The sequence below is a fragment of the Paraburkholderia phenoliruptrix genome, from assembly GCF_019511605.1.
GTDB lineage: Bacteria > Pseudomonadota > Gammaproteobacteria > Burkholderiales > Burkholderiaceae > Paraburkholderia > Paraburkholderia phenoliruptrix_A.
The window spans coordinates 17,596-42,733 of record NZ_JAEUAV010000014.1 but is presented as its reverse complement, the minus strand read 5'-3'; the positions used below and the strand labels follow the sequence as shown (position 1 = coordinate 42,733).

20 protein-coding genes, 1 tRNA gene and 1 pseudogene are annotated in these 25,138 nt (G+C 62.5%); 10 read left to right on the top strand and 12 right to left on the bottom strand.

Annotation, left to right across the window (positions count from 1 at the left end):
• Positions 1-94 precede the first annotated feature (94 nt).
• Positions 95-706, top strand: a complete 612-nt coding sequence (locus tag JNB89_RS18295) for a hypothetical protein (protein ID WP_220363206.1) — start codon at positions 95-97, stop codon at positions 704-706.
• A gap of 64 nt (positions 707-770) precedes the next feature.
• Here the strand turns inward: JNB89_RS18295 and JNB89_RS18290 are convergent.
• From JNB89_RS18290 to JNB89_RS18270, 4 genes and pseudogenes are all read right to left on the bottom strand, one after another.
• A pseudogene (locus JNB89_RS18290) lies at positions 771-1,708 on the bottom strand (LysR family transcriptional regulator).
• Between the two features lie 205 nt (positions 1,709-1,913).
• The gene (locus tag JNB89_RS18285) at positions 1,914-2,804 is read right to left on the bottom strand and encodes a LysR family transcriptional regulator (protein ID WP_220363205.1); all 891 of its coding nucleotides are present in this window, start codon (positions 2,802-2,804) and stop codon (positions 1,914-1,916) included.
• 227 nt (positions 2,805-3,031) lie between these two features.
• Positions 3,032-4,306 carry a DNA (cytosine-5-)-methyltransferase gene (gene dcm / locus JNB89_RS18275; RefSeq protein ID WP_223216802.1) on the bottom strand — a complete coding sequence of 425 codons (1,275 nt, stop codon included), beginning with the start codon at positions 4,304-4,306 and terminating at the stop codon, positions 3,032-3,034.
• Between the two features lie 323 nt (positions 4,307-4,629).
• Complete coding sequence (locus JNB89_RS18270; protein ID WP_220363203.1) at positions 4,630-4,956, bottom strand: hypothetical protein; 327 nt, start codon at positions 4,954-4,956, stop codon at positions 4,630-4,632.
• Between the two features lie 202 nt (positions 4,957-5,158).
• Between JNB89_RS18270 and JNB89_RS18265 the strand changes: the two genes are divergently transcribed.
• The 4 genes from JNB89_RS18265 (at position 5,159) to JNB89_RS18250 (ending at position 7,579) form a co-directional block, all read left to right on the top strand.
• On the top strand, positions 5,159-5,350 hold the full coding sequence (locus JNB89_RS18265; protein WP_013338578.1) for a CsbD family protein: 192 nt from the start codon (positions 5,159-5,161) through the stop codon (positions 5,348-5,350).
• Between the two features lie 155 nt (positions 5,351-5,505).
• The gene (locus JNB89_RS18260) at positions 5,506-5,727 is read left to right on the top strand and encodes a hypothetical protein (RefSeq protein WP_013338579.1); all 222 of its coding nucleotides are present in this window, start codon (positions 5,506-5,508) and stop codon (positions 5,725-5,727) included.
• 152 nt (positions 5,728-5,879) lie between these two features.
• The gene (locus JNB89_RS18255; RefSeq protein WP_220363202.1) at positions 5,880-6,584 is read left to right on the top strand and encodes a glutathione S-transferase C-terminal domain-containing protein; all 705 of its coding nucleotides are present in this window, start codon (positions 5,880-5,882) and stop codon (positions 6,582-6,584) included.
• Positions 6,585-6,832: 248 nt separating this feature from the next.
• On the top strand, positions 6,833-7,579 hold the full coding sequence (locus JNB89_RS18250) for a YoaK family protein (RefSeq protein WP_220363201.1): 747 nt from the start codon (positions 6,833-6,835) through the stop codon (positions 7,577-7,579).
• A 94-nt stretch (positions 7,580-7,673) separates the two neighbouring features.
• Here the strand turns inward: JNB89_RS18250 and JNB89_RS18245 are convergent, their stop codons facing one another.
• From JNB89_RS18245 to JNB89_RS18230, 4 genes are all read right to left on the bottom strand, one after another.
• Positions 7,674-8,867 carry an acyltransferase family protein gene (locus JNB89_RS18245; RefSeq protein WP_220363200.1) on the bottom strand — a complete coding sequence of 398 codons (1,194 nt, stop codon included), beginning with the start codon at positions 8,865-8,867 and terminating at the stop codon, positions 7,674-7,676.
• 362 nt (positions 8,868-9,229) lie between these two features.
• A tRNA-Arg gene (locus tag JNB89_RS18240) sits at positions 9,230-9,304 on the bottom strand.
• Between the two features lie 154 nt (positions 9,305-9,458).
• The gene (locus tag JNB89_RS18235; protein ID WP_220363199.1) at positions 9,459-9,881 is read right to left on the bottom strand and encodes a hypothetical protein; all 423 of its coding nucleotides are present in this window, start codon (positions 9,879-9,881) and stop codon (positions 9,459-9,461) included.
• 422 nt (positions 9,882-10,303) lie between these two features.
• A complete protein-coding gene (locus JNB89_RS18230) occupies positions 10,304-10,483 on the bottom strand; it encodes a rubredoxin (RefSeq protein WP_013338590.1) in 180 nt (59 codons plus the stop codon).
• A 233-nt stretch (positions 10,484-10,716) separates the two neighbouring features.
• Here JNB89_RS18230 and JNB89_RS18225 point away from each other — a divergent pair, with 233 nt between their 5' ends.
• The 5 genes from JNB89_RS18225 (at position 10,717) to JNB89_RS18205 (ending at position 18,986) form a co-directional block, all read left to right on the top strand.
• Complete coding sequence (locus tag JNB89_RS18225; RefSeq protein ID WP_013338591.1) at positions 10,717-11,118, top strand: DUF4399 domain-containing protein; 402 nt, start codon at positions 10,717-10,719, stop codon at positions 11,116-11,118.
• Between the two features lie 204 nt (positions 11,119-11,322).
• A complete protein-coding gene (locus JNB89_RS18220; protein ID WP_220363198.1) occupies positions 11,323-13,281 on the top strand; it encodes an ATP-binding cassette domain-containing protein in 1,959 nt (652 codons plus the stop codon).
• 443 nt (positions 13,282-13,724) lie between these two features.
• Positions 13,725-15,710 carry a DNA topoisomerase IV subunit B gene (locus tag JNB89_RS18215; protein ID WP_220363197.1) on the top strand — a complete coding sequence of 662 codons (1,986 nt, stop codon included), beginning with the start codon at positions 13,725-13,727 and terminating at the stop codon, positions 15,708-15,710.
• A gap of 54 nt (positions 15,711-15,764) precedes the next feature.
• The gene (parC, locus tag JNB89_RS18210) at positions 15,765-18,089 is read left to right on the top strand and encodes a DNA topoisomerase IV subunit A (RefSeq protein ID WP_220363196.1); all 2,325 of its coding nucleotides are present in this window, start codon (positions 15,765-15,767) and stop codon (positions 18,087-18,089) included.
• A 438-nt stretch (positions 18,090-18,527) separates the two neighbouring features.
• The gene (locus tag JNB89_RS18205) at positions 18,528-18,986 is read left to right on the top strand and encodes a CopD family protein (RefSeq protein WP_013338595.1); all 459 of its coding nucleotides are present in this window, start codon (positions 18,528-18,530) and stop codon (positions 18,984-18,986) included.
• Positions 18,987-19,089: 103 nt separating this feature from the next.
• On the opposite strand, the gene JNB89_RS18200 is transcribed toward JNB89_RS18205, so the two are convergent.
• The 4 genes from JNB89_RS18200 to JNB89_RS18185 all read right to left on the bottom strand — a co-directional run bounded on the left by JNB89_RS18200 (position 19,090) and on the right by JNB89_RS18185 (position 25,111).
• Positions 19,090-20,298 carry a chromate transporter gene (locus JNB89_RS18200; RefSeq protein ID WP_013338596.1) on the bottom strand — a complete coding sequence of 403 codons (1,209 nt, stop codon included), beginning with the start codon at positions 20,296-20,298 and terminating at the stop codon, positions 19,090-19,092.
• A 288-nt stretch (positions 20,299-20,586) separates the two neighbouring features.
• Positions 20,587-22,935, bottom strand: a complete 2,349-nt coding sequence (locus JNB89_RS18195; RefSeq protein ID WP_041728737.1) for a bifunctional diguanylate cyclase/phosphodiesterase — start codon at positions 22,933-22,935, stop codon at positions 20,587-20,589.
• A gap of 611 nt (positions 22,936-23,546) precedes the next feature.
• Positions 23,547-24,449 (bottom strand): PhzF family phenazine biosynthesis protein, encoded by a 903-nt coding sequence (locus tag JNB89_RS18190; protein WP_220363195.1) that lies wholly within the window; start codon positions 24,447-24,449, stop codon positions 23,547-23,549.
• A gap of 197 nt (positions 24,450-24,646) precedes the next feature.
• Entirely contained in the window at positions 24,647-25,111 is a 465-nt protein-coding gene (locus tag JNB89_RS18185; RefSeq protein ID WP_013338599.1) for a RidA family protein, read from the bottom strand.
• Positions 25,112-25,138 lie beyond the last annotated feature (27 nt).

The following is a 25,138-nucleotide window of genomic DNA, read 5'->3' as shown; positions in this document are numbered from 1 at the left end:
CGGCTGACAGTCACGAGGCGACGAGTGACAAAAGCGCGGCGCTAATCGCCTGGCTTGTCCGCCACACCTACTCATCACGAACACGGAGCAAGATATGCGTGCACTCACAATGCGCTTACCCACCATGCTGAACCTCGCGTTTGCTGCGGCCTTACTGTTGGGCCATCCGCCAGCGAGCCACGCGCAGCAGGCGCAAATGCCCGCGGCCGCATCTACCGGCACGCCGGGCGCAGAAGTGATAGCCCGTCTCAAGAGCCGTATCGTCCATGTCGACACACAGACAAGCCGCATCACGGTGGAGGGCTCGCGCGGCGCGACGGTGGTAATCGAGGTCGATCCCGAGGTGGCCGATGTGAGGCTCCTCAAAGTGGGCGACGAGGTTCACGTCGAATATAGAGGCGCGCTGTTGCTGTCGGCCGAGAAGGTGGAAGCGAAGGGTGTGCGCTCCCGGATCGACGAGGAAGCGGCGACGCCGCTCGCGCACGGCATGTCGGTCAAGCTGCGCAACGTCGACGTGGTCGCGACCGTGCAGAGCCTCGATCGCAAGAATCGCCAGGTCGTATTGCGCGGCCAGGAGCGAAGCGTGCTGTTGCAGATAGCACCGAACATATCGCTCGACAGGATCGCCGTGGGCGACAGTGTGCACGCACGGTACCGCGCGGAAACGGCGGTGTTGATTACGCGCGACGGCCAGCCGGTGCGCTGACCGTTGCAATGCGCCGGCGGCAGTGCTCAGGCATTGAGCCGCCGGCGTCGCAAGCTGTGGCGAGCTAGAACAGTAACTCCGTCGATTGCAGAACCCGCTTTGCCTCCACGCTGCCCGCCTTGTCACTATGGCGGATGGTTTCCATGAGTATGTCGATCAGGCAATGCGCTGCCGGACTTTGGGGATGGCCGTTGCGCGAGACGATGCCGATGGATGTGTCCTCCAGTTCTTCCCTGAGCGGGAACGCGCAGAATTTGAAACGCGACACACAAAGTTCTGCCAGCGGCCACGGGAAAATGCTGACTGCGTCCGTTCTTTGCAATACCGACGCAGCCACCGTCAAAGAATGGGTGAAGTGAATGTTGCGCGGTTCGGGCAAGCCATTGCGATAGAACATCTTCTTTGAAAGGCGGCACTCCATGTCCGAGTCCAGACAGACCAGCCAGTCGGCGTCCAGCAGATCGGCGAGAGAGCGCGACTGCGCGAGTGGATGCCCGCGCCGTGCGACGACCGTGAGTCCGCAGGAGAACAGTGGGCGGAAACTGAATTCGGTGTTCAGCGGATCGGAAGCCTGCGGGCCGACGAATACTTCGACGCTTCCGTCACGCAAGCGCGGATAGGCGATCGACATGAGCCCTTCGAACATTTCCAGTTGTACCTTCGGCATGCGCTCGCGGAACTGGAGGAAGATCTCTGAAGAAAACATAACGCTATCCACGGCGTGATAGCCACTGAGAGCTTGCCGCACGGCTCGCCTCGCATCTCGTTCAACGCGCCATGCGCACGCTCGACCTGCGACACGATAAGGCTCGCATGCGTGAGAAGCGTATTGCCGCATTCCGTCAACGTTGCCCGTTGCAGCAAAGGCGCGTTGACATAGTCTTCAAGATCTTTCAGCGCCTGGGTGATCGCGGAGGGCGACAGTCCGAGAGCGCGGGCTGCGCCGCGCACGCTGCCGGCGTCGGCAATGGCGACGAGCGCGCGAAGTTGATGATTCTTCATCGTGTCCTCACCGATTAAATGATTGCATTGCTGCTCGTCAAAGCCGTTTGACGACCTGGCCGGTTCTTTGCCAATCTTCTTCGAGTTGTGTGCCGGCTTGACATGCCATCGAAACATGCATGGATGTTGCGTAATGCCGTGCAATTATGAGCGGGCGCGAAAGGCGGTGCCACGGTTTCACAAATAACTCTGAATTAACGTGTTGTTATTGTTTGGCGGGGTGAGTCCGCCTGACGATTTCAATGGCTGTGTCCAGCACCACGGGCTTGCGGCTTTGAACGCGCCAGAAGGCGACGAGCCGCCGAGGGGGAATATCCGCGAGGATTATGCGCTTCAGGTTGCAACTGACTATTAAATCATCGGGAGCGTGTTCAGGCAACAATGCAATGGCGCCGCTAATCGACGCCATTCGCAATGAGAGTTCCAGCGAGTCGCATTCGATTGACGGCTGTATCGCGCAGCCCAGCACCCGTTCCACATAGCGTCGCACTCCGAAATGACGCGGCGGCAGAATCAGCTTCAACTCGGAGAGGCGCGACATGGCTTCGCGGCTCATATCCATGGCGGCGCTATGGTAGAGCGCGAGGCGCTCTTCGTGAAGCTCCACGCTTTGCAGGTCGATCGTGCTGAGATCCGTCGAATAAGTCAGACCAAGGTCGGCCATGCCGCGTAGAACCATCTCGACCACGTGACTGGAACTGTCGCATTGCAGTGACAGCCGCGTCTGCGAATAGATTCGCAGCAGTTCCTTGCTGAAGTTGGGTATGAAATGGCCGATCAGCGTCTGCACAGTGGCAATGCGCAGGGAAAGTCCCCAGCCGGGGCCGTGCGCCGCTGCATGAGAGACGGACTCGTCAAGGGCGTCGAAGAGCGGTTCCACCGTGCGCAGTAGCGCTTCGCCGTCGGACGTGAGCTGCATGCCGCGTCCATGCCGCCTGAAGAGGGCGTGGCCCAGCTTGAGCTCGAGTGACTGAATATGGCGGCTCAACGCTGGCTGCGTGATGCCGACCGTGTCAGCCGCCGCGCGCAGCGAATGGCACTTTGCCACCGCGACGAACATGCGCAGTTGTGTGTCGTGGCTTGCGCTGATCGTCATGTGGCTTGCTGCGGTCGAAGAGAAACGTGTTGCGGCGCAATCATTTCGCGAGTCTCGTTCGCACGCCATTGGTGATCGCGATCAGCACGCTGGTAATCGCCCAATAAACTGCGCCGGCGACGAGCAGCATGGGCACGATCGTGCGCGATCAGCTCAGCAGGCTGAGCGTAGCCGCCGCGCAGCCCGGTCCTCTATCGTTGCCGTGCCGGACCGCGTTGCGCGCCTGGCTACGCGTGAAGCAGCACTCGTGCTTGCTGGGACGGCAAGTCTTGCGCGAGTAGTGCTCTGATGTGCGGGACCATGATGCGGGCCACTTCGCGCATGACCGGCACGACCACGCTGTTGCCGAACTGGCGATACGCCTGCGTATCGCTCACGGGAATCACGAAGTCGTCGGGAAAGCCCATCAGGCGTGCGCATTCGCGCGGCGTGAGGCGCCGCGGCCGCTCGCCTTTGCCTTGCGCCAGCAGGATTTCAGAGCCGTCCTTGTGGTAACGCGCCGACAGCGTTCGCGTGACGCTGGCCGGCGTCACCAGGCCGAAGCCAAAGCCGTTTCCAGCCGCGCGATGCTTTTCCGCATAAGCCTGCAGATAGGCCCACAGGTTCGGCGTCAGCGTGTATTTCGGCTGGACGCTGCGGCGCATAGGGTCGAAGAAACGCTCGCCGTCGTGTGGCAACAGCGGCTCGCTGCCGTCGGTCTTGTGCAGGATCGACGCAAGGCGCGGACCGCTGGCTGGCAATTTCAGGTCGTCGAATGAAAAACCGGTTTCCTGGCGGAAGCCGACAATGACGATCCGCTCGCGGTGTTGCGGCGTGAAATGTTGCCCGTCGATCACCTTGTAGTGAACGTCGTATTTGAGTTCGTCGCGCAGCACGTCGAGAATCGTGCGAAACGTATTGCCCTTGTCGTGCGACATGAGGTTCTTGACGTTCTCGAGCAGAAACGCGACGGGACGCTTTGCATCGATGATGCGCGCCACGTCATAGAACAGCGTGCCCTGTGTCGTACATTCGAAACCGTGCGGGCGACCGAGCGAATTTTTTTTGCTCACGCCCGCAATGCTGAAAGGCTGACACGGAAACCCGGCGAGCAGCACGTCGTGAGACGGAACCGACTGTTCCGGGAAAGACACGATGTCGCCCACGAACTGGTGCGCGTCGTCCGGGTCGCGGTGATTCTGCTGATAGGTTTTCTTCGAGAACTCGTTCCATTCGCTCGTGAAGACGCAGCGGCCGCCGTGCGCTTCGAAGCCGCGCCGAATGCCGCCAATGCCGGCAAAGAGGTCGATGAAACGAAAATCAGGCTGGCCGTTGCCGGATTGGCTACGCGGCTCGTCTTGCAGCATCTCACGCAACGCGGCTTCCGCAATGCGCGGGCAACTTTGATCGCTCTTCCAGCGGCGAATGGTGCGAACATTTTTCCCGCAGCGCGCCGCGATTTCCGCCTGGCTATAGACCTGCAAGGCCTGTGTGAGCAGATCGTGCCTTGTGGCCGGGGTCATGTCGCGTGTCATGTTGCCTTTTCGCTCGGAGCGCTGGGAATTTTGGCGGACATTTTGACCGTTCGACAACCGCCTGTCCAGGAATTTTGGGGCGCGATGTGGCGCCGGGCAAAGGCGGGCGCCGAAATGCGCGTGTCATGGTTGGATGTGTACGCTAGCAGCGTGACGCGAAGTCCCCGCGTTGCGACGTGTTGAGGCCGCAGCGCAGTTCGCGGCCATTTTTTCAACGGATTCCGGCGAGGGCGGTGCCCAGCATAGGCTCGCGGCCCGCAGCGCGCCGAGGCAAACCTCAGGCGAACCCCAAGCGAACCCCAAGCGCCGCGTCAGGCGCGGTGGCCGGCGTTGGCTTCGTGCGTGGGCGGAAAAAGCGCCGCGGTAGCGGGCGCGAGCTCATCCCAGGGCAGCGGCGGCTCGGCCTCGAACTGGTCGAGTTGCAGCAGAAGGCTGTCTACCGCGCACAGTTGCGGGTGAGTCAGATTGCCGAGGTCGAGCAGCTTGTAAAGACGTTCTCGCCAGTAGGTCGGCGACAGGATGGGCCCGGCCAGATCGCCTTGCAACGACAGCCGCATCGCACGCGCGATATGGGTGATGTCGCCGTCTATCAAAGCGGTTTTCGAAGATGCAGACAGGGTAGTCGGTGTGCGGTCCATGGCTCCTCCGTGGCTGCTATTACGGCAGGCTGAAGGGCAACTTTAGGGTTGGCGTGAAAAAATTTCGGTGGCGCGCATGCAACGCGGCTGCGCATGTGGAGAATTTCGCGCCTTTGGTCGGAGGAAGTGCCGGGCATGGCCGTTGCTCGACACGGTTACTGGCGCAATGTCGCGTCGGCATTACTTCCAGACGGAGCCAAAGATGAACAAGGACCAGGTAAAAGGCGTAGGCGAACAGGTGAAGGGGAAGATCAACGAAGCCGTGGGCAAGGCGACCGACAACCCCGGCAAGGAACTGAAGGGCGATCTACAGCAGGGGGCGGGCAAAGTGCAGCAGTCCTACGGCGACGCGAAGGAAGATGCCAAGGACGAAGCGAAGCGCAATAACCCGTAATGCGGCTGCATTACCTGTCCATGAAAAAGGCGCTCCGGCGCCTTTTTCAATTGCCGCGGGTTGCGGCCTGGGAGTAACCCGGTTTTGGCGCTCCAGATGCGCCGCGCTGGCTGCGACGCCTTTAGACTGAATGCATTCAACATGGAGGCGAGCCAATGACACCGGAGAAAGTGCTTTCGATGTTCGAACGACAGTACCTGGAGGGCAAAGCGCCAGTCGACCTCGAGGAAACCTGTACGAATTTCGCGGCCTGGCTGGCATCGGCGTGGGAGCAGCTCGATGTCGCTCACCGCACGCAACTGCTGACCGTGGGCGCCGCGTTGTGGCGCGAGGGCTATGACGTCAGCGCGGGCAGCGCGACGAAAGACCTGTGGTAAGCGCGGCCTGATGCGCAGACCTGCCGGCCGCCGCACGCGCCGAGCCGAGTGGGTTTATATTGGGCGCTCCGCATCTTGACGAACCCCGGCCGGGCGGCCGCCGTTCGTCTTGATAGCGTTTTTCCCGCCACCGCACAGGGCTACCTTATTCCATGACAGATCTGACCGCTTTCCCGATCACGAAAAAATGGCCTGCCGCGCATCCTGAGCGCATTCAGCTTTATTCGCTGCCGACGCCAAACGGTGTGAAAGTGTCCATCATGCTCGAAGAAACCGGCTTGCCGTACGAGCCGCACCTCGTGCGCTTCGACACGAACGATCAGATGACACCGGAATTCCTCTCGTTGAACCCCAACAACAAGATTCCCGCGATCATCGACCCCAACGGTCCTGACGGCAAGCCGTTGCCGCTCTTTGAGTCCGGCGCGATCCTGATCTATCTCGCGGACAAGACCGGGCAACTGATTCCCCAGGACGCCTCCGGCCGCTACGAAGCCATTCAGTGGGTGATGTTCCAGATGGGCGGCATCGGCCCGATGTTCGGCCAGCTTGGCTTCTTCCACAAGTTCGCGGGCAAGGAGTATGAGGACAAACGCCCGCGGGATCGCTACGTCGCCGAATCGAAGCGGCTGCTCGGTGTGCTGGAGCAGCGTCTGGAGGGACGCGAGTGGCTGCTTGGCGATCAGTATTCGATTGCCGACATCGCCATTTTTCCATGGGTGCGCAATCTGATCGGCTTCTATGAGGCAGGCGATCTGGTCGGCATCCAGGACTTCCCGAACGTGCGGCGCGCGCTCACGGCGTTTGTCGCGCGGCCCGCAGTGGTCCGAGGGTTGGATAGTCCGAAGCGGGTGTAGAGACGAGCCGGCGCGGCGAGGCGGCGACCTGGCCAGCGGCCTCGCGGCGGCGCGGTAATCGTGCGACGTAGCTACGGGGCCAATTTGCCGGGCGCGCCGCGCGCGGCCCATGCTACGATTTTCCGCGATCATGTGCCGACCGTTATGTGCCGACCGTTATGTGCCGACCGTTATGCGCCGACCGTTATGCGCCGACCGTTTGCGCCCGCCGGTCGGCCAGCTCACGCGACCAGAATTGAGTTTGTCCAATGCCCATCAACTATTTGCGCGGCTTTACAGCGCCCGAACGCACGGACGCGACCAATCGGCGTCTCGGACGATCATTGGCATTCGTGGCGGGAGCGGCCAACGCGGGCGGCTTTCTTGCCGTCGGCCAATATACGTCGCATATGTCGGGCATCGTGTCGTCGCTCGCGGACAATGCCGTGCTCGGCGACGCGAGCCTCTTCATCGCGGGACTCGGTTCGCTGCTCTCGTTCGTAATGGGGGCGGCGGCGTCGGCGATTCTGATCAACTGGGGCCGGCGCCGGCGTCTGCGCAGCGTGTATGCGACCCCACTCGCGATAGAAGCCGCTCTGCTGCTTGGCTTTGGCTTCGTCGGCGCGAATCTGGAGCAACATCGCGTACTGTTCGTGCCGGTGACCGTTTGCATGCTGTGCTTCGTCATGGGGCTGCAGAACGCGATGATCACGAAGATCTCACGCGCGGAGATTCGCACCACTCACGTGACCGGTCTGGTCACCGACGTCGGTATTGAACTCGGCAAGATGGTCTACTGGAACGCGCGGCCGGTTGCGGGCGAGGGGTTGGTGCAGGCGGATCGGGAGAAGCTGACTCTGCTCGTCTCGCTGCTGTTCTCGTTCGTCGCGGGCGGCCTGGCGGGCGCGCTCGGGTTCAAGCATCTGGGTTTTGTATCGACCGTGCCGCTCGCGATTGTTCTGCTGACGCTTGCGGCGGTGCCCCTTTTCGACGATATGCGGGGCGAGCGGGGCTAGGGTTGCCGGCGGGATGGGTGCTGGGGATAGTCGTGCTAACGGTGAGATCCTGTGCCAGTAGAACAGGCGGCGTTCAGCGCAGTCTCCCTTGCCGCTAACGGACGTTTGTGCGCGAGGCGCCGGCCTTCAACCATGAAGCGGGGCTATGGATAGACTTGCCAAGCTGAATGAAGGGGCGCTCTATCAACGCGAACGTGAGGGCAGCGACAACGCATAAGAGCGCCGCGCAGACGAGCAGCGCCAGCCAGTAATGCATGGGCGACACAACCGCCCATGCCCTGAACGGCGCGTTCCAGAACAGCAGCGTTATCGGTATTCCCTGCAGCAGATAGACTCCGTAGCTGACGTGCCCGAGACGCTGCGCAGACTTCAGTCGCAACAGGCCGAACAGGTCAGCGCCGCAAGCGATCATATAGAAGGCGATGCCGGTAAGGGCGATCTGCACGACGCCCGCGTGCGTTTTCGCGAACGAGAACAGGAGCGCGAGCACTGCGAGCGCAATGAGCGACATCGTGTTTTCGAGCATGCGCGGCTTGACGTTCTCGTGCAACAGCGACGCCGTAACCATTCCGCAGAAGAATGCGGCCGGCAGGCACCACAGGTCGGACTGCGTCGTGAGGATGATCGCGAACGACGCGGCGAGACCGACAAGCGCAAACACCATGTGCATTCCGGTTCTGACGAACACCGCGCTGACGACCAGCGAGAAGTAGAACCACCACTCGTATTTAATGCTCCACGTGACGCCCATCAGAATGAAAATGGTCCACGGAAAAGCGTTGATTGGTTGCATGTCGTCGTTCAGGCCAAATGCGAGCCAGCGACCCATGTTCGGCAGAAATATTCCCAGTTGCTCGCGCAGTTCAAACCCGGATCGCCAGAACACGATGAAGGTCATTGCCAGGACAGCAAAGATGTATAGCGGAGCTATCCGGAAAAACCGCCCGATATAAAGGGCCGCCCAATCGGGCCTGCCATCGCGTCCTAATAGACGCGTCCAGAAGAGAAACGCCGTGATCATGAAGAAAAACATCACGGCAACACCGCCGAGCGGGCGGTAGAACAGGGCGTCTGCCGCCATCCATTTTCCGACCGTCACGTAGTTGTAATTGATCAGGCCGTGATACACCATGACGGACGCCGCTAAAAAACCACGGAGCCCGTCGATAGTCTGCATTCGCTCTTTTACGCCAGCCGCGTCGTCGACAAAGGCGAATATCGGGAGTGCAAACAGGCAGCACAGGATCGCCATGATCACGAAGTACGGCACGATGTTGTACAGGCCCATGTCTCATATCTTTCTTTTTATTACCTGGACCCAGTCTACACGAGATATGTAGGTGTTTTTCTGCGGGAATTCGGGGTGTTTCTGATGGCTCCCTTGATACGCGGTTCGTGAGAGATTTGCTCGCAATAATGTTTTATTGACGTGGACCGCTGGCCATTCTTTCTTTGCGACTTGGGCGAGTTACGCCGCACCCTCGAGCGCAGCCGGAGGTGCTTTGCGAGCGTCTGCGCCGTTCGATCAGCGGGACGATCTTTTAGGCGCATTCTGGGCGTGGCTTTGGGCGTGGGGGTATGAAAAAGCCCCGGAGCGCAACGCGTAGCGGGGCTTTTCTGGCAAGACTGGGAAGTGCTGGCGAGGCTGGGTGGTCCCCCTGGCAGGAATCGAACCTGCATCTAGCGCTTAGGAGGCACTTGTTCTATCCATTGAACTACAGGGAGATGGACAGCAATAACGGGGTGGACCAGACCCCGGACATCTCAATCGCCGCATCGACATTCCACGGCAGCCGCTCACGTTCAGCCATGCAAGCGAGGGCAAGAGTATAGCAAAAACGCCGACAGCCGCGCCGCGCTCACACTGGTCCGGATTGCCTCAAAACCTCGTCGAATAGGCAACACCCACCGCCTGCCCGCGCGAGCTACGGCTATACGTAATAGCCCAGTTGCCGAGCAGCGCGCCGGTGAGCGCGCCGACGACATCCACGGCCAGATCCTTGTAGGAAAAACCGCTGCTGCGACAGGTGCCGTCGATCCCTTCCTTGATCAGCCCTGGAAGCGTGCCGATCAGCGTGCCGTAGATCACCGGGTGCGCTGTGTCGCGGGCCAGGTACGCGCCTAGCGCGCCGAACGGCACCGAGACCGCGAAGTGCTTGAGCTTGTCGCTGTGAAACCAGCCGTCCGATGTCTGCATGCGGTATCCGCCGCGCCCGCCGCCGCAGTCCACGTCGGCGTGTACGGCCGTGCTTGCTGCCAGCATCAGCGCAACGCAGATGCCGTGTCTCCATGTTGTGCACATGTTGTTGTCCCCCTAGTTTATCGTTTTTTATGGAGACGCCGCAGACCGGTATCCGCGTTGATGCGTCGCCATGGGTCTACGTTTTACGCAGGAGACGTGCGTGCGAATGTGCGCCGCACGACCAACGATCGGCCATCTCTGCGGGCTGCGCCACACACGCGCAGCGGCAGCCGCCGTATGCACCCGCGCAGCGCGAGCAGGAAGGAGAGCAAACAGAAAAGGGGAAGGCGCGTCGATAGACGACAACCAGGCGCGGGGGGGGTTAAACCCATCCCCTCGATAATCCCGATCCCAAAATAGAAGCGGCCCCGCAGGCATGACCTGCAGGGCCGCGTAAACCACGTAAGCGTTCTTGCGCCACGGACGCGTTTTTGCGTTGCCGGCTTAATCAAAACCGGCGGCGGATCAACAACCGTGCAACCTCAGAACTCGACTACTGCGAACTCGGCCTTGCCAACGTCGCACAGCGGGCAGCGCCAGTCCTCGGGAATCGCGGCAAAGCGGGTGCCGGGCGGGATGCCTTCGTCGGGCAAGCCTTCCTCTTCGTTGTAGATCCAGCCGCAAATCAGGCAGACCCAGCTCTTGTAGTCAGTCACATCCATTACTTCACTCACGACGCACTCTTCTCTATTCAATGCAATGATCCGCGCAGTCTGCCCCTTTTTGGGGCGTCGGCGGCGACCCGCAATATTACCGGAATTTGTCAGCTGCATCGGTGATCCGGTTTACTCCGGATGACCAGCCGCCGGGGCCTGACACACTGTGCGTGTATGCTGCGGACTCACGGCGTGATTCCGTATTCTGTGTGGCTCGTGTTTCTAACCAGGAGAAAACGATGTTCAAAACCAAATGGTTGACCGGCGCTGCACTGGCTGGATTGCTGGCGGCATCCGGTGCAGTGCAGGCGGCGGGCGTGTCCTTCGTGCAGCCGACGGACGGTGCCACCGTCAGCAATCCCGTCCACGTGGTGTTCGGTCTGGACGGCATGAAAGTCGCACCCGCCGGCACGATGACGGAGGGCACGGGGCATCATCATCTGCTGGTGGACGGCAAGCCGTTGCCGAAAGGCGAGGTGATTCCCGCCAACGACAAATCGCTGCACTTCGGCAAGGGCCAGACAGAAACGGACCTCACGCTACCGCCGGGCGACCATACGCTGACGCTGCAATTCGGCGACGGCGCGCATCGCTCCTATGGTCCCGAATTCAGCAAGACCATTACCGTGCATGTGAAGTAAGCGCGGCCTCGGGCCGTCGGCCGGGCGTGAACTGGCGATACCGCGCTGCGGAGCCCCGCGCCGCCAACCGCTCCTCGCCACACAGCCCGGCGCCCGCCGTCGCCACGCGCTCCGTTCGTCCTATATCTTCCGGCCTACAGGCAGCGTCGCGCGCGCCCGGTACAATGGGCAGTTCCGAGTCCTCGCTGTCTTCTCCAATTCTCCATGTCGCTTTACACCATTACCGGAGCCCAACTGGCGTTCGGTCACGTAGCGTTGCTCGATCACGCGGACTTCTCTCTCGAAACGGGCGAGCGAGTCGGGCTGATCGGCCGCAATGGCGCGGGCAAGTCGTCGCTGCTGAAAATCGTTGCTGATCTGACCAAGCCGGACGACGGGCTTATCACCCGCCAGCAGAATCTGACCACGGTGTACGTGCCTCAGGAGCCGGAGTTCGATCCGGACGACACCGTGTTTGACGCGGTGGCTGCGGGCCTCACGCACGCGCGCGCGCTGCTCGACGAATACGACGCGGTCGCCAACCAGCTCGCGGACGAACCCGAAGGCGCGCAGCACGACGCGCTGATGGCGCGCATGAACACGCTGCAATCGTCGCTTGACGCGGCGGATGCCTGGAACTGGAGCACGCGCGTGGCGACCACGTTGCAGCAAATCGGCCTGAATGGCGAGGCGCGCGTGGGTTCGCTGTCGGGCGGCATGCAAAAGCGCGTCGCGCTCGCGCGTGCGCTCGTGGTTCAGCCAGACGTGCTGCTGCTCGACGAGCCGACCAACCACCTGGATTTCGACGGCATCCGCTGGCTCGAAGACCTGCTCGTATCGCAGCGCGCGGCGCTCTTTTTTATCACCCACGACCGCGCGTTCCTCGACCGTGTGGCGACACGCATCGTCGAGCTGGACCGCGGGCGTCTGCTGTCGTATCCGGGCAATTTTTCGGCTTATCAGACGCGCAAGGCGCAGCAACTGGAAGTGGAGCGCGTCGAAAACGAGAAGGCCGACAAGCTGCTCGCGCAGGAAGAAGTGTGGATTCGTAAAGGCGTCGAGGCGCGCCGCACGCGCAGCGTCGGCCGGATCGCGCGGCTCGTGGAAATGCGCAAGCAGCGCGCCGAACGCCGCAACGTGCAGGGCAACGTCAGGCTCGACGTGGGCCAGGGCGAAAAGTCGGGCAAGATCGTCGCTGAACTGACGGACGTGACGAAGCGCTACGGCTCGCGTACGGTCATCGACCGCTTCACCGCCACGGTCATGCGTGGCGACAAGATTGGCTTTGTCGGCCCGAACGGCGCGGGCAAGACCACGCTGCTGAAAATCATCCTCGGCGAACTGAAGCCGGACGAGGGCACGGTACGCGTCGGCACAAATCTGCAGGTAGCGTATTTCGACCAGATGCGCGCACAGCTCGACCTGGAGAAGAGTCTCGCCGACACCATCAGCCCCGGCAGCGAATGGGTTGAGGTGAACGGCCAGAGAAAGCACGTGATGAGCTATCTCGGCGACTTTCTGTTCGCGCCGGAGCGCGCGCGTTCGCCGGTCAAGTCGTTGTCGGGCGGCGAGCGCAACCGTCTCCTGCTCGCGCGCCTGTTCGCGCGTCCGGCCAACGTGCTGGTGCTCGACGAACCGACCAACGATCTCGACATTCCCACGCTCGAGCTGCTCGAGGAATTGCTCACCGACTACGACGGCACCGTGCTTCTCGTGAGCCACGACCGCGCGTTTCTGGATAACGTGGCAACCTCGGTGATCGCGTCGGAAGGCGCGGGCAAGTGGCGTGAGTACGTAGGCGGCTTCACCGACTGGCAGGTGCAAAGCGAGCGGTCGCAGCAGCTCGCGCAGGAGGCGCAGAAAGAGGCCAGCAGCAACGCGGCCAAAGACGCCCAGAAAGACGCCGGCAAAGACACGTCGGGCAAGGACAATTCAGCGGGCCGCAACGCGCAGCGCGCGGCCCGCCTGTCCTTCAAGGAACAGCGCGAACTGGAGGCGCTGCCGGAGAAAATCGCCGCGCTCGAGGCGGAGCAGAAATCCATTGGCGCACAGCTCGAAGACGGCTCCGTTTTCACGAAGGACCCGCAGGAGGGCGCGCGTCTTTCCGAACGCTACGCCGCGATCGACGAAGAACTGCTGGTCGCGCTCGAACGCTGGGACGAGCTCGAAAACCGTCGCAAATGACGTGACGGCGCCGACGTGTCGCGCCGGCGGTGCCTTCGCCGGCGCGTGTGAAACGCCTTGTCCGTCAGGCCGCTCACGTGCGTTCTGAATTGCCGCCAGGTTCGAAATCAGTAAAATACCCCGCGAACCGGGCTTCCCCGGCGTTCGGATGTGCGGCGACGCTGCCCAGCCACAAGGCCGGCCGCGAGTCGCGATAGAACGCCGGAACTGGCAGCGCGCACCAAAGCCAGTGTGGCCAGGCGCGCCGCACAAATGCGCGGCACAAATGCTACGGGCATGCGAAAGCCGTGCGGAAGCCGAGCAGCAAAACAGCATGCCCGCACTGCGGGCACCCCACCTAACCACGTTGTTTCGTTTCGCTTTTTTTGAAAACTCAACGCATTGTCCACGGACTTATGAACAGGACCTGTGGACAACGATGAACCGACGCACCCGAGTCAACCATGTCTACGAAAAAGCCAAACGCCGCGTATAGCGAAGCGTCGATCAAGGTGTTGAAGGGTCTGGAGCCGGTCAAGCAACGGCCCGGCATGTACACCCGCACCGAGAATCCGCTGCACATCATTCAGGAAGTTATCGACAACGCGTCGGACGAAGCCCTCGGCGGCTATGGCCGGCAAATCACGGTCACGCTGCACGCGGACCATTCGGTGTCGGTCGAAGACGACGGCCGCGGCATTCCCTTCGGCCTGCATCCCGAAGAAGGCGTACCGGTTGTCGAAATCGTCTTCACGCGCTTGCATGCGGGCGGCAAGTTCGACAAAGCGGCCGGCGGCGCATACACGTTTTCCGGCGGCCTGCACGGGGTCGGCGTGTCGGTTACCAACGCGTTGTCCACGCGGCTCGACGTCACCGTGTGGCGCGACGGCAAGGTCGCTGCGCTGAGCTTTGCCAATGGCGACGTGGCGAAGCCGCTCGAAGTGCGCGCAGCCGCCAAGGGTGAAAAGAAATCGGGCACGCGGGTGACCGCATGGGCGAATCCCAAGTACTTCGACTCGCCGAACCTGCCGCTCGGTGAACTGCAACGTCTGCTGCGCTCGAAAGCGGTGCTGCTGCCGGGCGTCGAAGTCACGCTCGTCAATGAAAAGACCGGCGAGCAGCAGAGCTGGAAATACGAAGACGGCTTGCGCGGCTACCTGCTCGAAGGCATGAACGGCAGCGACCTGCTGATTCCACTTTTCGAAGGCGAGCGTTACGCCGAAAACTCGCGCGCGAACGAAGAGACGTTTGCCGAAGGCGAGGGCGCAGCATGGGTCGTCGCGTGGAGCGAGGAAGGGCCGCTCACCCGCGAGTCGTATGTCAACCTGATTCCAACGCCTGCGGGCGGCACGCACGAGTCGGGGTTGCGCGAAGGTTTGTACCAGGCGGTGAAGAGCTTCGTCGAACTGCACAACCTGCAGCCAAAGGGCGTGAAGCTGCTAGCCGAAGACGTGTTCGCGCGTGTCTCGTTCGTGCTGTCGGCCAAGGTGCTCGACCCGCAATTCCAAGGGCAGATCAAGGAGCGGCTCAATAGCCGCGACGCGGTAAAGCTGGTGGCGTCGTTCGCGCGGCCCGCGCTCGAATTGTGGCTGAACCAGCATGTCGAGCACGGCAAGAAACTCGCCGACCTCGTCATCAAGCAGGCGCAGGCGCGCACGCGCGCCGGCCAGAAGGTCGAGAAGCGCAAGAGTTCGGGCGTGGCGGTGCTGCCGGGCAAGCTGACCGATTGCGAATCGACGGAAATCTCCCGCAACGAGTTGTTCCTCGTCGAAGGCGATTCTGCCGGCGGCTCCGCGAAAATGGGCCGCGACAAGGAATATCAGGCCATTCTGCCGCTGCGCGGCAAGGTGCTGAACACGTGGGAAACCGAGCGCGACCGTCTCTTTGCCAATAACGAGGTACACGACATTTCGGTGGCTATCGGCGTCGATCCGCATAGCCCGGACGACAAGGTCGATCTGTCGAACCTTCGCTACGGCAAGATCTGCATTCTGTCGGACGCGGACGTGGACGGCTCGCACATCCAGGTGTTGCTGCTCACGCTGTTCTTCAAACATTTCCCGCAATTGATTGAGCGTGGCCACGTATGCGTGGCGCGTCCGCCGCTCTTTCGCGTCGACGCTCCCGCGCGCGGCAAGAAGCCGGCGCAGAAGCTGTACGCGCTGGACGAAGGCGAGCTCGAAGCGATTCTCGACAAGCTGCGAAAGGACGGCGTGCGCGACACGCAATGGTCGATCAGCCGTTTCAAGGGTCTCGGCGAAATGAGCGCCGAGCAACTGTGGGACACCACGATGAACCCGGACACGCGGCGTCTCACGCCGGTGGCGCTCGGCGAGCTCGACTACGACACCACGGTCGCGCGCATGACCATGCTGATGGGCAAGGGCGAAGCGGCTTCGCGGCGCAGCTGGCTCGAAGAAAAGGGCAACGAGGTCGAAGCGGACATTTGAGCGGCGCAAGCGCTCCCGCGGCAAACCTCACGTCAAACACGATACGGATTCTAGATGGACGACGATAACACTCTCGACCTTTTCACCGAGCCGCCCGCGCCCGAAGGCGACTTTCTCACGCTCGGCAATTACGCGGAAGGCGCCTACCTGCAATATGCGGTGAGCGTGGTGAAGGGGCGCGCGCTGCCCGACGTCTGCGACGGCCAGAAGCCGGTGCAGCGGCGCATTCTCTACGCGATGAACGAGCTCGGCCTGAGCGACAACGCGAAGCCGGTCAAGTCGGCGCGCGTGGTGGGCGACGTCATCGGTAAGTATCATCCGCACGGCGATCAGTCGGCGTACGACGCCCTCGTGCGTCTCGCGCAAGACTTTGCGATGCGCTATCCGCTGATCGACGGCCAGGGCAACTTCGGCTCACGCGACGGCGACGGCGCGGCGGCCATGCGCTACACCGAAGCGCGCCTCACGCCGATCTCGAAGCTGCTGCTCGACGAGATCGATCAGGGCACGGTCGACTTCATGCCCAATTACGACGGCGTGGAAGAGGAGCCGCGGCAGTTGCCCGCGCGTCTGCCGTTCCTGCTGCTCAACGGCGCATCGGGCATTGCCGTGGGCCTCGCCACCGAGATCCCGTCGCACAACCTGCGCGAAGTCGCGGCCGCCACGGTCGCCATGATTCGCAATCCGAAGATCGCGCACGCGGAGTTGATGCAGCACATCCCGGGGCCGGATTTTCCGGGCGGCGGCCAGATCATTTCGAGCGAGGCGGAAATCGCGGCGGCTTATGAAACCGGCCGCGGCAGTCTGAAGGTGCGCGCGCGCTGGAAGATAGAAGACCTCGCGCGCGGCCAGTGGCAACTGGTTATCACCGAATTGCCGCCGAACACGGCCGCGCAGAAGGTGCTCGAAGAGATCGAGGAACAGACCAATCCGAAAATCAAGCTCGGCAAGAAGGCGCTCACGCCTGAACAGTTGCAGGCGAAGCAAACCATGCTCGGCCTGCTCGACGCAGTGCGCGACGAGTCGGGCAAGGACGCTCCGGTGCGTCTCGTCTTCGAGCCGAAGTCGAGCCGCATCGATCAGACGGAGTTCGTCAACACGCTGCTCGCGCATACGAGCCTCGAGTCGAACGCGTCGCTGAATCTGGTGATGGTGGGCGGCGACGGCCGGCCGCGTCAGAAGGGCTTGAGCGAAATTCTGCACGAGTGGATTGCGTTCCGCTTCGCCACGGTCACGCGTCGTACGCGGCATCGTTTGACCAAGGTGGACGACCGCATTCATATCCTCGAAGGGCGGATGATCGTCTATCTGAACATCGAGGAAGTCATCCGCATCATCCGCGAGTCCGACGAGCCGAAGGTCGCATTGATGGCCGCGTTCGGGCTCTCCGATCGTCAGGCCGACGACATCCTCGAAATCCGGTTGCGTCAGTTGGCGCGGCTCGAGAAGATCAAGATCGAGAAGGAACTTGCGGAATTGCGCGATGAAAAGGCCAAGCTGGAGGAACTGCTCGGCAGCGAATCGGCGATGAAGCGCCTGCTCATCAAGGAAATCGAAGCCGACGCGAAGCAATACGGCGACGAGCGCCGCACGCTGATCCAGCAGGAAAAGCGCGCGACCTACGAAGCGCGCGTGATCGACGAACCCGTCACGGTCGTGGTTTCGCAAAAGGGTTGGGTGCGCGCGCTGAAGGGCCACGGCCTGGATACCGCCGGCTTCACGTTCAAGGCCGGCGACGGTCTGTACGCGGCGTTCCAGTGCCGCACGCCCGATACGCTCGTCGCGTGGGGCAGCAACGGGCGCGTCTATTCGGTGGCGGTGGCGTCGTTGCCCGGCGGCCGCGGCGACGGCGTGCCGGTCACGTCGCTTATCGAGTTGGAATCGGGCAGCCATCTGATGCATTACTACGCGGCTTCGGCGGATCAGGCCTTGTTGCTTGCGTCGAGCAACGGCTTCGGTTTTATCGCCAAGGTCGGCGACATGGTGAGCCGCGTGAAGGCCGGCAAGTCGTTCATGACGATCGACGCGGGCGCCGTGCCGCTCGCGCCGATGCCGCTGTTGCCGGACGCGTCGCAGGTTGCGTGTCTGTCGTCGACGGGGCGTCTGCTGGTGTTCGGCATCGACGAAATGAAGACGCTCTCGGGCGGCGGACGCGGCGTCACGCTGATGGCGCTCGACGACAAGGAAACGCTGGTGCAGGCGCTCGCCATTAACGGCGCAGGCGTGATGTTGATCGGCGCGCGTCGCGGTGGACGTCTCGACGAAGAAAAGCTGAGCGGCGCCGCGCTGGCTGCGCATGTCGGCAAGCGCGCCCGCAAGGGCCGTGCACCCGAGAGCAAGCTCAAGCTCGAAGGTATGCGTCCCGCGCTGGCCGGCTGACGCACATTCATGTCGAAAGCGGCCGGCGTCTGTTAGCATGCGCAGACGCCGGCCGCGTACAGCAGAATTGGATGCGAGCAATAAGCGCGGCAGCAATCGGATTCGTGCGCGCTGAGGCAAGCGCAGCCAATCAGCAGTGCAAACCGGCACGGCCTCTCACCGCGCGAACAAGCACAGCAACTAGCAAAGCAAGAAGCACAGCAACAAGCGCAGTCCACCGCGCGAAATCTTCGGGGGCGGCGTGGCGATGTCGAGACCAAGTACCTGATGCGCGGTACTTCTTCGTGGCCTCGCGCGCGCCGCAATAACAACAAGAAAAGCGACTTAAGCCGTGGGCGCTTCGGAACTGCACGCAAGAGGTGCGGTCGAACGCGCTCAATAGCCGCTGCTCATCGCGTTTCGCTTCAGCGGCGCGGCATAGTCGGAGAGGAATACACCATGAACAAGGCTATCGAACTCGCGCTCTTCCTGCATCTGCTCGCGGTCGCGGTGTGGGTGGGCGGGATGGTCTTCGCGCATTTCTGCTTGCGCCCGGCAATGGCCGATCTTTCGCCGCAATTGCGTCTGCCGTTGTGGGAATCGGTGTTCGGCCGCTTCTTCAATTGGGTGGCTGCTTCGGTGCTCGTCATTCTGCTGACGGGCGGCTTCCTGCTCATGCAATTCGGCGGCGGTCACGCCACCTGGCCGCTGCATGCAATGGCCGGCATCGGCATCGTGATGATGCTGATCTTTGGCCATATCCGCTTTGCCGTGTTTCCGCGCATTCGCCGCGCGGTGCAGGCGCAAAAATGGCCGGACGGCGCGCAGGCCGTCGGCACGATCCGGCGCCTCGTGCTGGTCAACATCGTGCTGGGCGTGGTGACTGTCGGCGTCGCGGTGCTTTCGCGGGGCTTCTGAGAGCGCGCAAGATCGAATGCGGCGCCGCCGGCCGACGGCGCGTGACGGCACCGGCGCGGTCAGCTCGCACGCCATTTGTTCAGGCGCGGCGCTTCGCCAACTCCTAACCCCACGCGCCATACGCCAGATACAATCCGCACGCCGCGGCCACGGTGCCGTACACCGCGTAGACGGGCAGCTTGAGCTTGGCAAAGCACATCGCAGAAAAGAGGGCGGTGAGCAGATACACCGGTTGCAGCGGTACGCGCCCGGCAATACGCAGCACCGCCACCGCGAGAAAGGCAGTCGTGACAGCGCGCAGAATCCGCATGCCGTGCTCGAACCGCGGATTCATTTTCAACTGATGCAGATGCCGCTGCGCAAGCACGACAAGGCAGCCCGACGGCACGAACAGGGCGAGTGTGGCGAGCAGCGCGCCCGCCCATCCGTCGACGAGATAGCCGAAGAACGGCACCACATTCAGAAGCGGTCCCGGCGATATCGGCGACAACGAAAACGCCAGCGTGAAGTCGTTGTCCGAAATGCCTACGGTCGGTGTGACGAACAAGGTTTTGAGCACCGGCAACGCGGAAAAACCGCCGCCAAAGAGCGTCATGCCGGCACCGGCGAGGCGCGGCCACAGTAGCGCGAGATCGTAGCGATGCGGCAGCGGCAGCGCGAACAGCAGCACGAACACGCACAGCATGGCGAGTATCTGCCAGTCGCCGCGCGCGAACGACACCACGAAGCGCGTGTCGCGCTCCGGGCTCACCACCCAGCCGGCGCCGAATGCCGCGCTCAGCATCAGCACATACGCGGCGGGGCTGTGCGCGAAGAAGAGCGCAAAGCAACCGAGCAGCGCCGCGGCCCACTCGAGCTTGCCGCGTACCAGCGCGCGCGTCTGCTTGTACCAGGTGATGCCGATCAGCGTTGCAAGCACCACGCTGAAATGATTGAGCAAAGTTTGCGACGCGGCGGCGCGCACGAGAGGCGTGCGATAGAAGATCGCGAAAAGCGTCATCAGCAGGAAGAACGGCAGCACGCTTGCGACGCCCGCAACCCATGCGCCGGCGCGACCGCGCAGGGCGTGACCGAGTTGCACGGCGACGTTGCAGCCCACCGGTCCCGGCACCATCCACGCGAGCGCGATCAGATCGGAGAACGCGACGCGTGAAACTCTCGCCTCGCGCTCCACATAATGATTTTCGAGCTGCGCCATCAGCGCGAGGCCGCCCCATGACAATGCCGACAGGCCGAACACGACCTTGAACAGCATCCATAGCGGTTCCCGCTCCCCTCGTCTTGCCGCATCGTGGCTTGTTATCGTCTGCATGGCGCCACGGGTACCCGGTGTGCGGGCGCCCCTCCTGTGGATTGCTTGATGTTTGCTTGATGTTGCGCGCGGCCGCCCGGTCCGACGGCGTCGCGCGAAAACGCGATACAGCGAGAATGTAGCCGGTTTCGGGCGGCGGCGGTATTGACCGGTTTGCCAGGGCGCGGCGTGGACGCGAAGCCTTCGACGAGGCTGTCCGGCGTGTCAGTCCCATCGCGTTTATCCAGCCCATCCAGCCCATCCAGCCCATCCGGTGTATGCCGGATATGCTGCGTACGCCGGCGCCGCCTAACCGTTCGTGCTGGCGCTCGCGCTGTTCGCTTCCTGAATGGGGCGTCGGCCGTTCATGCCGCAGACGCCGAAGCGTTCCAGCAGCGCCGGGATCGCGTCGACGGGAACGGGGCGCGAAAACAGGAAACCCTGCGCCTCGATATGGCCGAGCGCCGCGAGCCACGCAATCTGCTCCTCGGTCTCCGTTCCTTCCACCACCACTGTGAGTCCGAGCGAGCGCGCCAGATTGACGATCGCCGTGACCATCACGCACACGCTGCGGTCGCCCGGAATGGCCTGGACGAACGACCGGTCCACCTTCAGCGTGTCCACCGAGAACCGGTTCAGGTACGACAGCGACGAATAGCCGGTGCCAAAGTCGTCGAGCGCGATGCGCACGCCGAGGCGCTTGAGCGCAAAGATCTTCTCGGAGACGAGCTCGGGGTACTCCATCATCGCCGTTTCGGTGATTTCGAGTTCGAGACGGCGCGCGGAAATGCCGCTTTCCTCGATCGCGTGCGAGACCGTTTCGTACAGGTCGCCGCGCCAGAATTGCACCGCCGAAATATTGACCGCGAGCGAGAGCGTGTCGTAGCCCTGTTGCTGCCATATCGCCAACTGGCGGCACGCGGTTTCTATCACGAAGTCGCCGATCGGCACGATCAACCCCGTGGACTCGGCAACCGGAATGAATTCGTTGGCGGGAATCAGGCCGTGCTGCGGATGATTCCAGCGCACCAGCGCCTCGAAGCCGGTAATGCAGCGGCGCGTCAGGTCGATCTTCGGCTGATAGGCGAGGAACAGTTGCCCTTCGGCGAGCGCCACGCGCAACTGCTGCTCCCACTTCATCAGGTGATCCGCGCGGTGCGACAGTTGCGGCGAATAGAACTGGTAGCAGTTCTTGCCTGCATCTTTCGCGCTGTACATCGCCAGGTCGGCTTTTTTCAGCAGGTCGATCTCGCTTTCGTTGGCGACCGAGTAAAGCGCAATGCCGATGCTCGCGTGCAGTACGAACGAACTGCCGCGCACTTCGAACGGTTTGGAGAACGCTTCCGCGGCCGCTTCCGCAAGCGCCACTGCGCGCTTTTCCACGTCGTCGCCCTTGATCACCACGACGAACTCGTCGCCGCCGATGCGGCTTAACGTGCCGCCGTCCGCGACCGCGGTGGCGAGGCGCGAGGCCGTCATTTGCAGCACGATGTCGCCGGCGTTGTGGCCGAGCGTGTCGTTGACCGTCTTGAAGTTGTCGAGGTCGATGAACAGGATTGCGAGGTGGCCGAGGTTGGCCGGGTGCGCCACTTCTTGCCGCAGCGTGCGCAACGTGGCGTAGCGATTACGCAGACCGGTGAGCAGATCGTATTCGACAAGATGCGTCATTTCGCGCTCGCGGCCGAGCAGCTTGCCGATCAGACCGGTTGCCACGGCGAAGAAGCTCAGCATGGCCACCGAGATGAAACCCGCCATCAGCAGATAGACGTTGCGCGTGTGATTGTAGTCGGCGAATTCCTCTGCTTGAGACAGACCCACGAGCACGCCGAGCGGATAGCCGTCGATATGCCGGTACGACACGATGCGCGTGACATTGTCGATCGAATCGACATAGGTGCCCGACACATGTTCCGAGGTCGGGTAGGAGCCGCTTGCCGAGAACGCGCCGGTCGCGTTCACGGCGCTGCCTGTGCGCCGCGCGAGCACCGTGCCGTTGTCCGAGATGACTGCGATCACGCCTTCGCGGCCGATTGCCGCGTTGTTGTAGAAGTCGCTCGTGAAATAACTGGGGTCTTCGGACACCACCACCACGCCCGCGAACGTGCCGTCCGGATGATTGAGACGGCGCGTCATCTGCAGGGTCCAGTGGCCCGACACGCGACCGAGCACCGGCTTGCTGATATACAACTGGTCGTCGTTCTCGTGCTCGTGAACCTTGAAGTGCTCGCGGTCCGACAGGTCGATGCGCTTCGGATTGAGCTCGGCTGTGTTGGCGATCAGCTTGCCGTGCTCATCGATTAGCGACACCTGCACGAGCGTCTCGCTTTGCACGACGCCTTTTTCGACCGTGGTGGTCAGATCGAAACGCCCAGGCGTTTTCTCGAACTCGTATTTGACGAAGCGCGTGATCTGGTCGACCTGGTGAATGGCCTTGATCGTATGCTGTTCCAGCGCCGCCGAGAGTATCGCGGCAGACGCCATGGCTTCGCGATAGGTGGCTTCTTTTTCGACCGAAAGACGCGCGAAGATGACAGTCCAAAGCAGAATCAGCACGAGCACGCCGAGCGCGGGAATGGCGAGCAACGCGCGGCGCCGCGACGCGGCGGGATCGCGACGGCTCTGTGCTTCGCGCTGATCGGAAAAGCGGGTTTTGCTCATCAGACGGCCCGTACCCAGCTGCCGGCCGGTTGCGAACACGCGAGCGTCGACTGCGCTGTTTTCATGGGTGGCTGCATGGGATTGCCAGAACTGCTGCGCAAGAAGGGGCGTGGCTTGGCGCTGATCGTTCGCACTTTGTCGGGTACGTTTCGATATTACTTAATGCCACCAGATTAAGGAAGGGTCCGGGCTCCGGGTAAACGCGGGCGCGCTCCGGGGCTGTCGGGAAGCCGTTTCGCGGGCTCTTTTTCGCATCTGTAGGCGGCCGGTTTGCCGCGCTTTTCCGGACTCTATCCGGGAGTCTGCCGGACCTCCGGTCGGGCGGCAGATCAGTGCATGCGCGGCATCGTACGCTGGCGGTCATTATGTTCGAATAGTCCATCGTGATTCGGCAGTCCGGCATGGCGCGTTGCGCACATGGCCCTGTTCAGGCGTTTGGTCATGCAAGCCGCATCGCGCAAGTGCGGCCATCGGCTTTCTGTGGCTCAACCTGGTCAAGCATACTCAAGCGTCTTAAAAGAAGTATGCCGTTTCCGGGTTATCGGCGCCGGCTTGCGGCAGCTTGTCTGTTGCCGTTGCAAGCTAGCGGAATGTAAGCAAACGACGGACCGTCACGGCATCCGGAACGTACCGTCGACGACCGTCACCGACGATCCGCCAATCCACGTCTTGCCGTGCGCGTCGTCATAGCGCACCAGGACCTCGCCCGCGCGCCCCAGCACAGTGCCCTGGCGGGCGGTGTAGCCGGCGCCGGGGCGCAGATTCTGCGCGCTCAGCAAACCTGCGAGCGCGGCATTCGCGCTGCCCGTAACGGGATCTTCGCCGACGCCGAATGCGCCGCCCATCATCAGGCAGCGCACCTCGAAGGTAGCGGGGCCGCCCGCATCGTGCGGACCATACGCGGCGACGCCGTGCGTGCCGGCCGACTGCACGATGGGCGCGAGCAAGGCCGGGTCCGGATCGAGCGCCAGACAGTCGCGTGCCGAATTCATTCGCACCACGAGCCACGGCGCGCCATTGTCGACGGCGCAAGGCGCCGCCCCGAAGTCTATCGCGTTACTACGCAAAGCCGTAGAAAGTGCAGGGTATTGTAGTTCTGGCAACGGGCTGATCCGAGCGGGCGGTGCGGCGAAGGCCCATGCACCCCCAGCGCCGCTTGCGCTTTCGGTGAGTGACTGCAGTTCGACGAGACCCACGCCGCATTGCTGCACGAGCCTGCCGCGCTGCTGCGGCTGATAGCCGCTTTCGAGGAGCGCATGCGCGGTGCCTAGCGTCGGGTGTCCCGCGAAGGGCAGTTCGCCGTGCGTCGTGAAGATGCGCACGCGATAGTCGGCGGCAGGATCGGTGGGCCGCAGCAGGAAGGTCGTTTCGGACAGATTGGTCCAGTGCGCGATGGCCTGCATCTGATCGACGCTGAGTGCGTCGGCGTCGAACACGACGGCAAGCGGATTGCCTTTGAACGGCACCGACGTAAACACGTCGACCTGTTTGAAACGAACTGTGTGGGCGGGCATCGGGCGTGGTCCGGCGATTCCTGCGGTTGATATGGTTCGCGGATTCTATCTGCTGCCGCGTGAACGATCCACCTCGCCACAAATGCAAAACGCGCCGCAGGTGCTTGCACCTTGCGACGCGTTCTATCGAGCGCGGGCCGAGCCGTCCATTCCGGTCCCGCCCATGCCGGAATCCGGCGGCCCGGCCTGACGCCGGGTTACTCCACTTCCGCGATCATCTCTATTTCGACGCAGGCGCCGAGCGGAATCTGCGCGACGCCGAATGCCGAGCGCGCATGCTTGCCGCGCTCGCCGAATACGTCGGCGATCAGTTCGGACGCGCCGTTCGTGACCAGATGCTGCTCGGTGAACTCGAGCGTGGAGTTCACGAGGCTCATCAGCTTGACGATGCGCTTGACGCGGTTCAGGTCGCCCACATGCGCATGCAGCGTGGCGAGCAGGTCGACGGCGATGGAGCGGGCCGCGGCCTTGCCTTCCTCGGTGCCGAGATCGGCGCCGAGCTTGCCTGCCCACACCTTGCCGTCTTTCTTCGCGATGTGGCCGGACAGGTACACCGTGTTGCCGCTTTGCGCGCTCATCACATAAGCGGCGGCGGGCGCGCCGGCGCTCGGCAGTTCGATGCCCAGTTCCTTGAGCTTGTCGTAAATGTTCGTTTGAGCCATGTTGTCCTCGATCGGTAATGAAAAACG

Coding starts and splice junctions, on each gene's coding strand:
- JNB89_RS18295 (WP_220363206.1), top strand. CDS start 95: ATGCGTGCACTCACAATGCGCTTACCCACCATGCTGAACCTCGCGTTT.
- JNB89_RS18285 (WP_220363205.1), bottom strand. CDS start 2,804: ATGACGATCAGCGCAAGCCACGACACACAACTGCGCATGTTCGTCGCG.
- dcm (WP_223216802.1), bottom strand. CDS start 4,306: ATGACCCCGGCCACAAGGCACGATCTGCTCACACAGGCCTTGCAGGTC.
- JNB89_RS18270 (WP_220363203.1), bottom strand. CDS start 4,956: ATGGACCGCACACCGACTACCCTGTCTGCATCTTCGAAAACCGCTTTG.
- JNB89_RS18265 (WP_013338578.1), top strand. CDS start 5,159: ATGAACAAGGACCAGGTAAAAGGCGTAGGCGAACAGGTGAAGGGGAAG.
- JNB89_RS18260 (WP_013338579.1), top strand. CDS start 5,506: ATGACACCGGAGAAAGTGCTTTCGATGTTCGAACGACAGTACCTGGAG.
- JNB89_RS18255 (WP_220363202.1), top strand. CDS start 5,880: ATGACAGATCTGACCGCTTTCCCGATCACGAAAAAATGGCCTGCCGCG.
- JNB89_RS18250 (WP_220363201.1), top strand. CDS start 6,833: ATGCCCATCAACTATTTGCGCGGCTTTACAGCGCCCGAACGCACGGAC.
- JNB89_RS18245 (WP_220363200.1), bottom strand. CDS start 8,867: ATGGGCCTGTACAACATCGTGCCGTACTTCGTGATCATGGCGATCCTG.
- JNB89_RS18235 (WP_220363199.1), bottom strand. CDS start 9,881: ATGTGCACAACATGGAGACACGGCATCTGCGTTGCGCTGATGCTGGCA.
- JNB89_RS18230 (WP_013338590.1), bottom strand. CDS start 10,483: ATGGATGTGACTGACTACAAGAGCTGGGTCTGCCTGATTTGCGGCTGG.
- JNB89_RS18225 (WP_013338591.1), top strand. CDS start 10,717: ATGTTCAAAACCAAATGGTTGACCGGCGCTGCACTGGCTGGATTGCTG.
- JNB89_RS18220 (WP_220363198.1), top strand. CDS start 11,323: ATGTCGCTTTACACCATTACCGGAGCCCAACTGGCGTTCGGTCACGTA.
- JNB89_RS18215 (WP_220363197.1), top strand. CDS start 13,725: ATGTCTACGAAAAAGCCAAACGCCGCGTATAGCGAAGCGTCGATCAAG.
- parC (WP_220363196.1), top strand. CDS start 15,765: ATGGACGACGATAACACTCTCGACCTTTTCACCGAGCCGCCCGCGCCC.
- JNB89_RS18205 (WP_013338595.1), top strand. CDS start 18,528: ATGAACAAGGCTATCGAACTCGCGCTCTTCCTGCATCTGCTCGCGGTC.
- JNB89_RS18200 (WP_013338596.1), bottom strand. CDS start 20,298: ATGCAGACGATAACAAGCCACGATGCGGCAAGACGAGGGGAGCGGGAA.
- JNB89_RS18195 (WP_041728737.1), bottom strand. CDS start 22,935: ATGAGCAAAACCCGCTTTTCCGATCAGCGCGAAGCACAGAGCCGTCGC.
- JNB89_RS18190 (WP_220363195.1), bottom strand. CDS start 24,449: ATGCCCGCCCACACAGTTCGTTTCAAACAGGTCGACGTGTTTACGTCG.
- JNB89_RS18185 (WP_013338599.1), bottom strand. CDS start 25,111: ATGGCTCAAACGAACATTTACGACAAGCTCAAGGAACTGGGCATCGAA.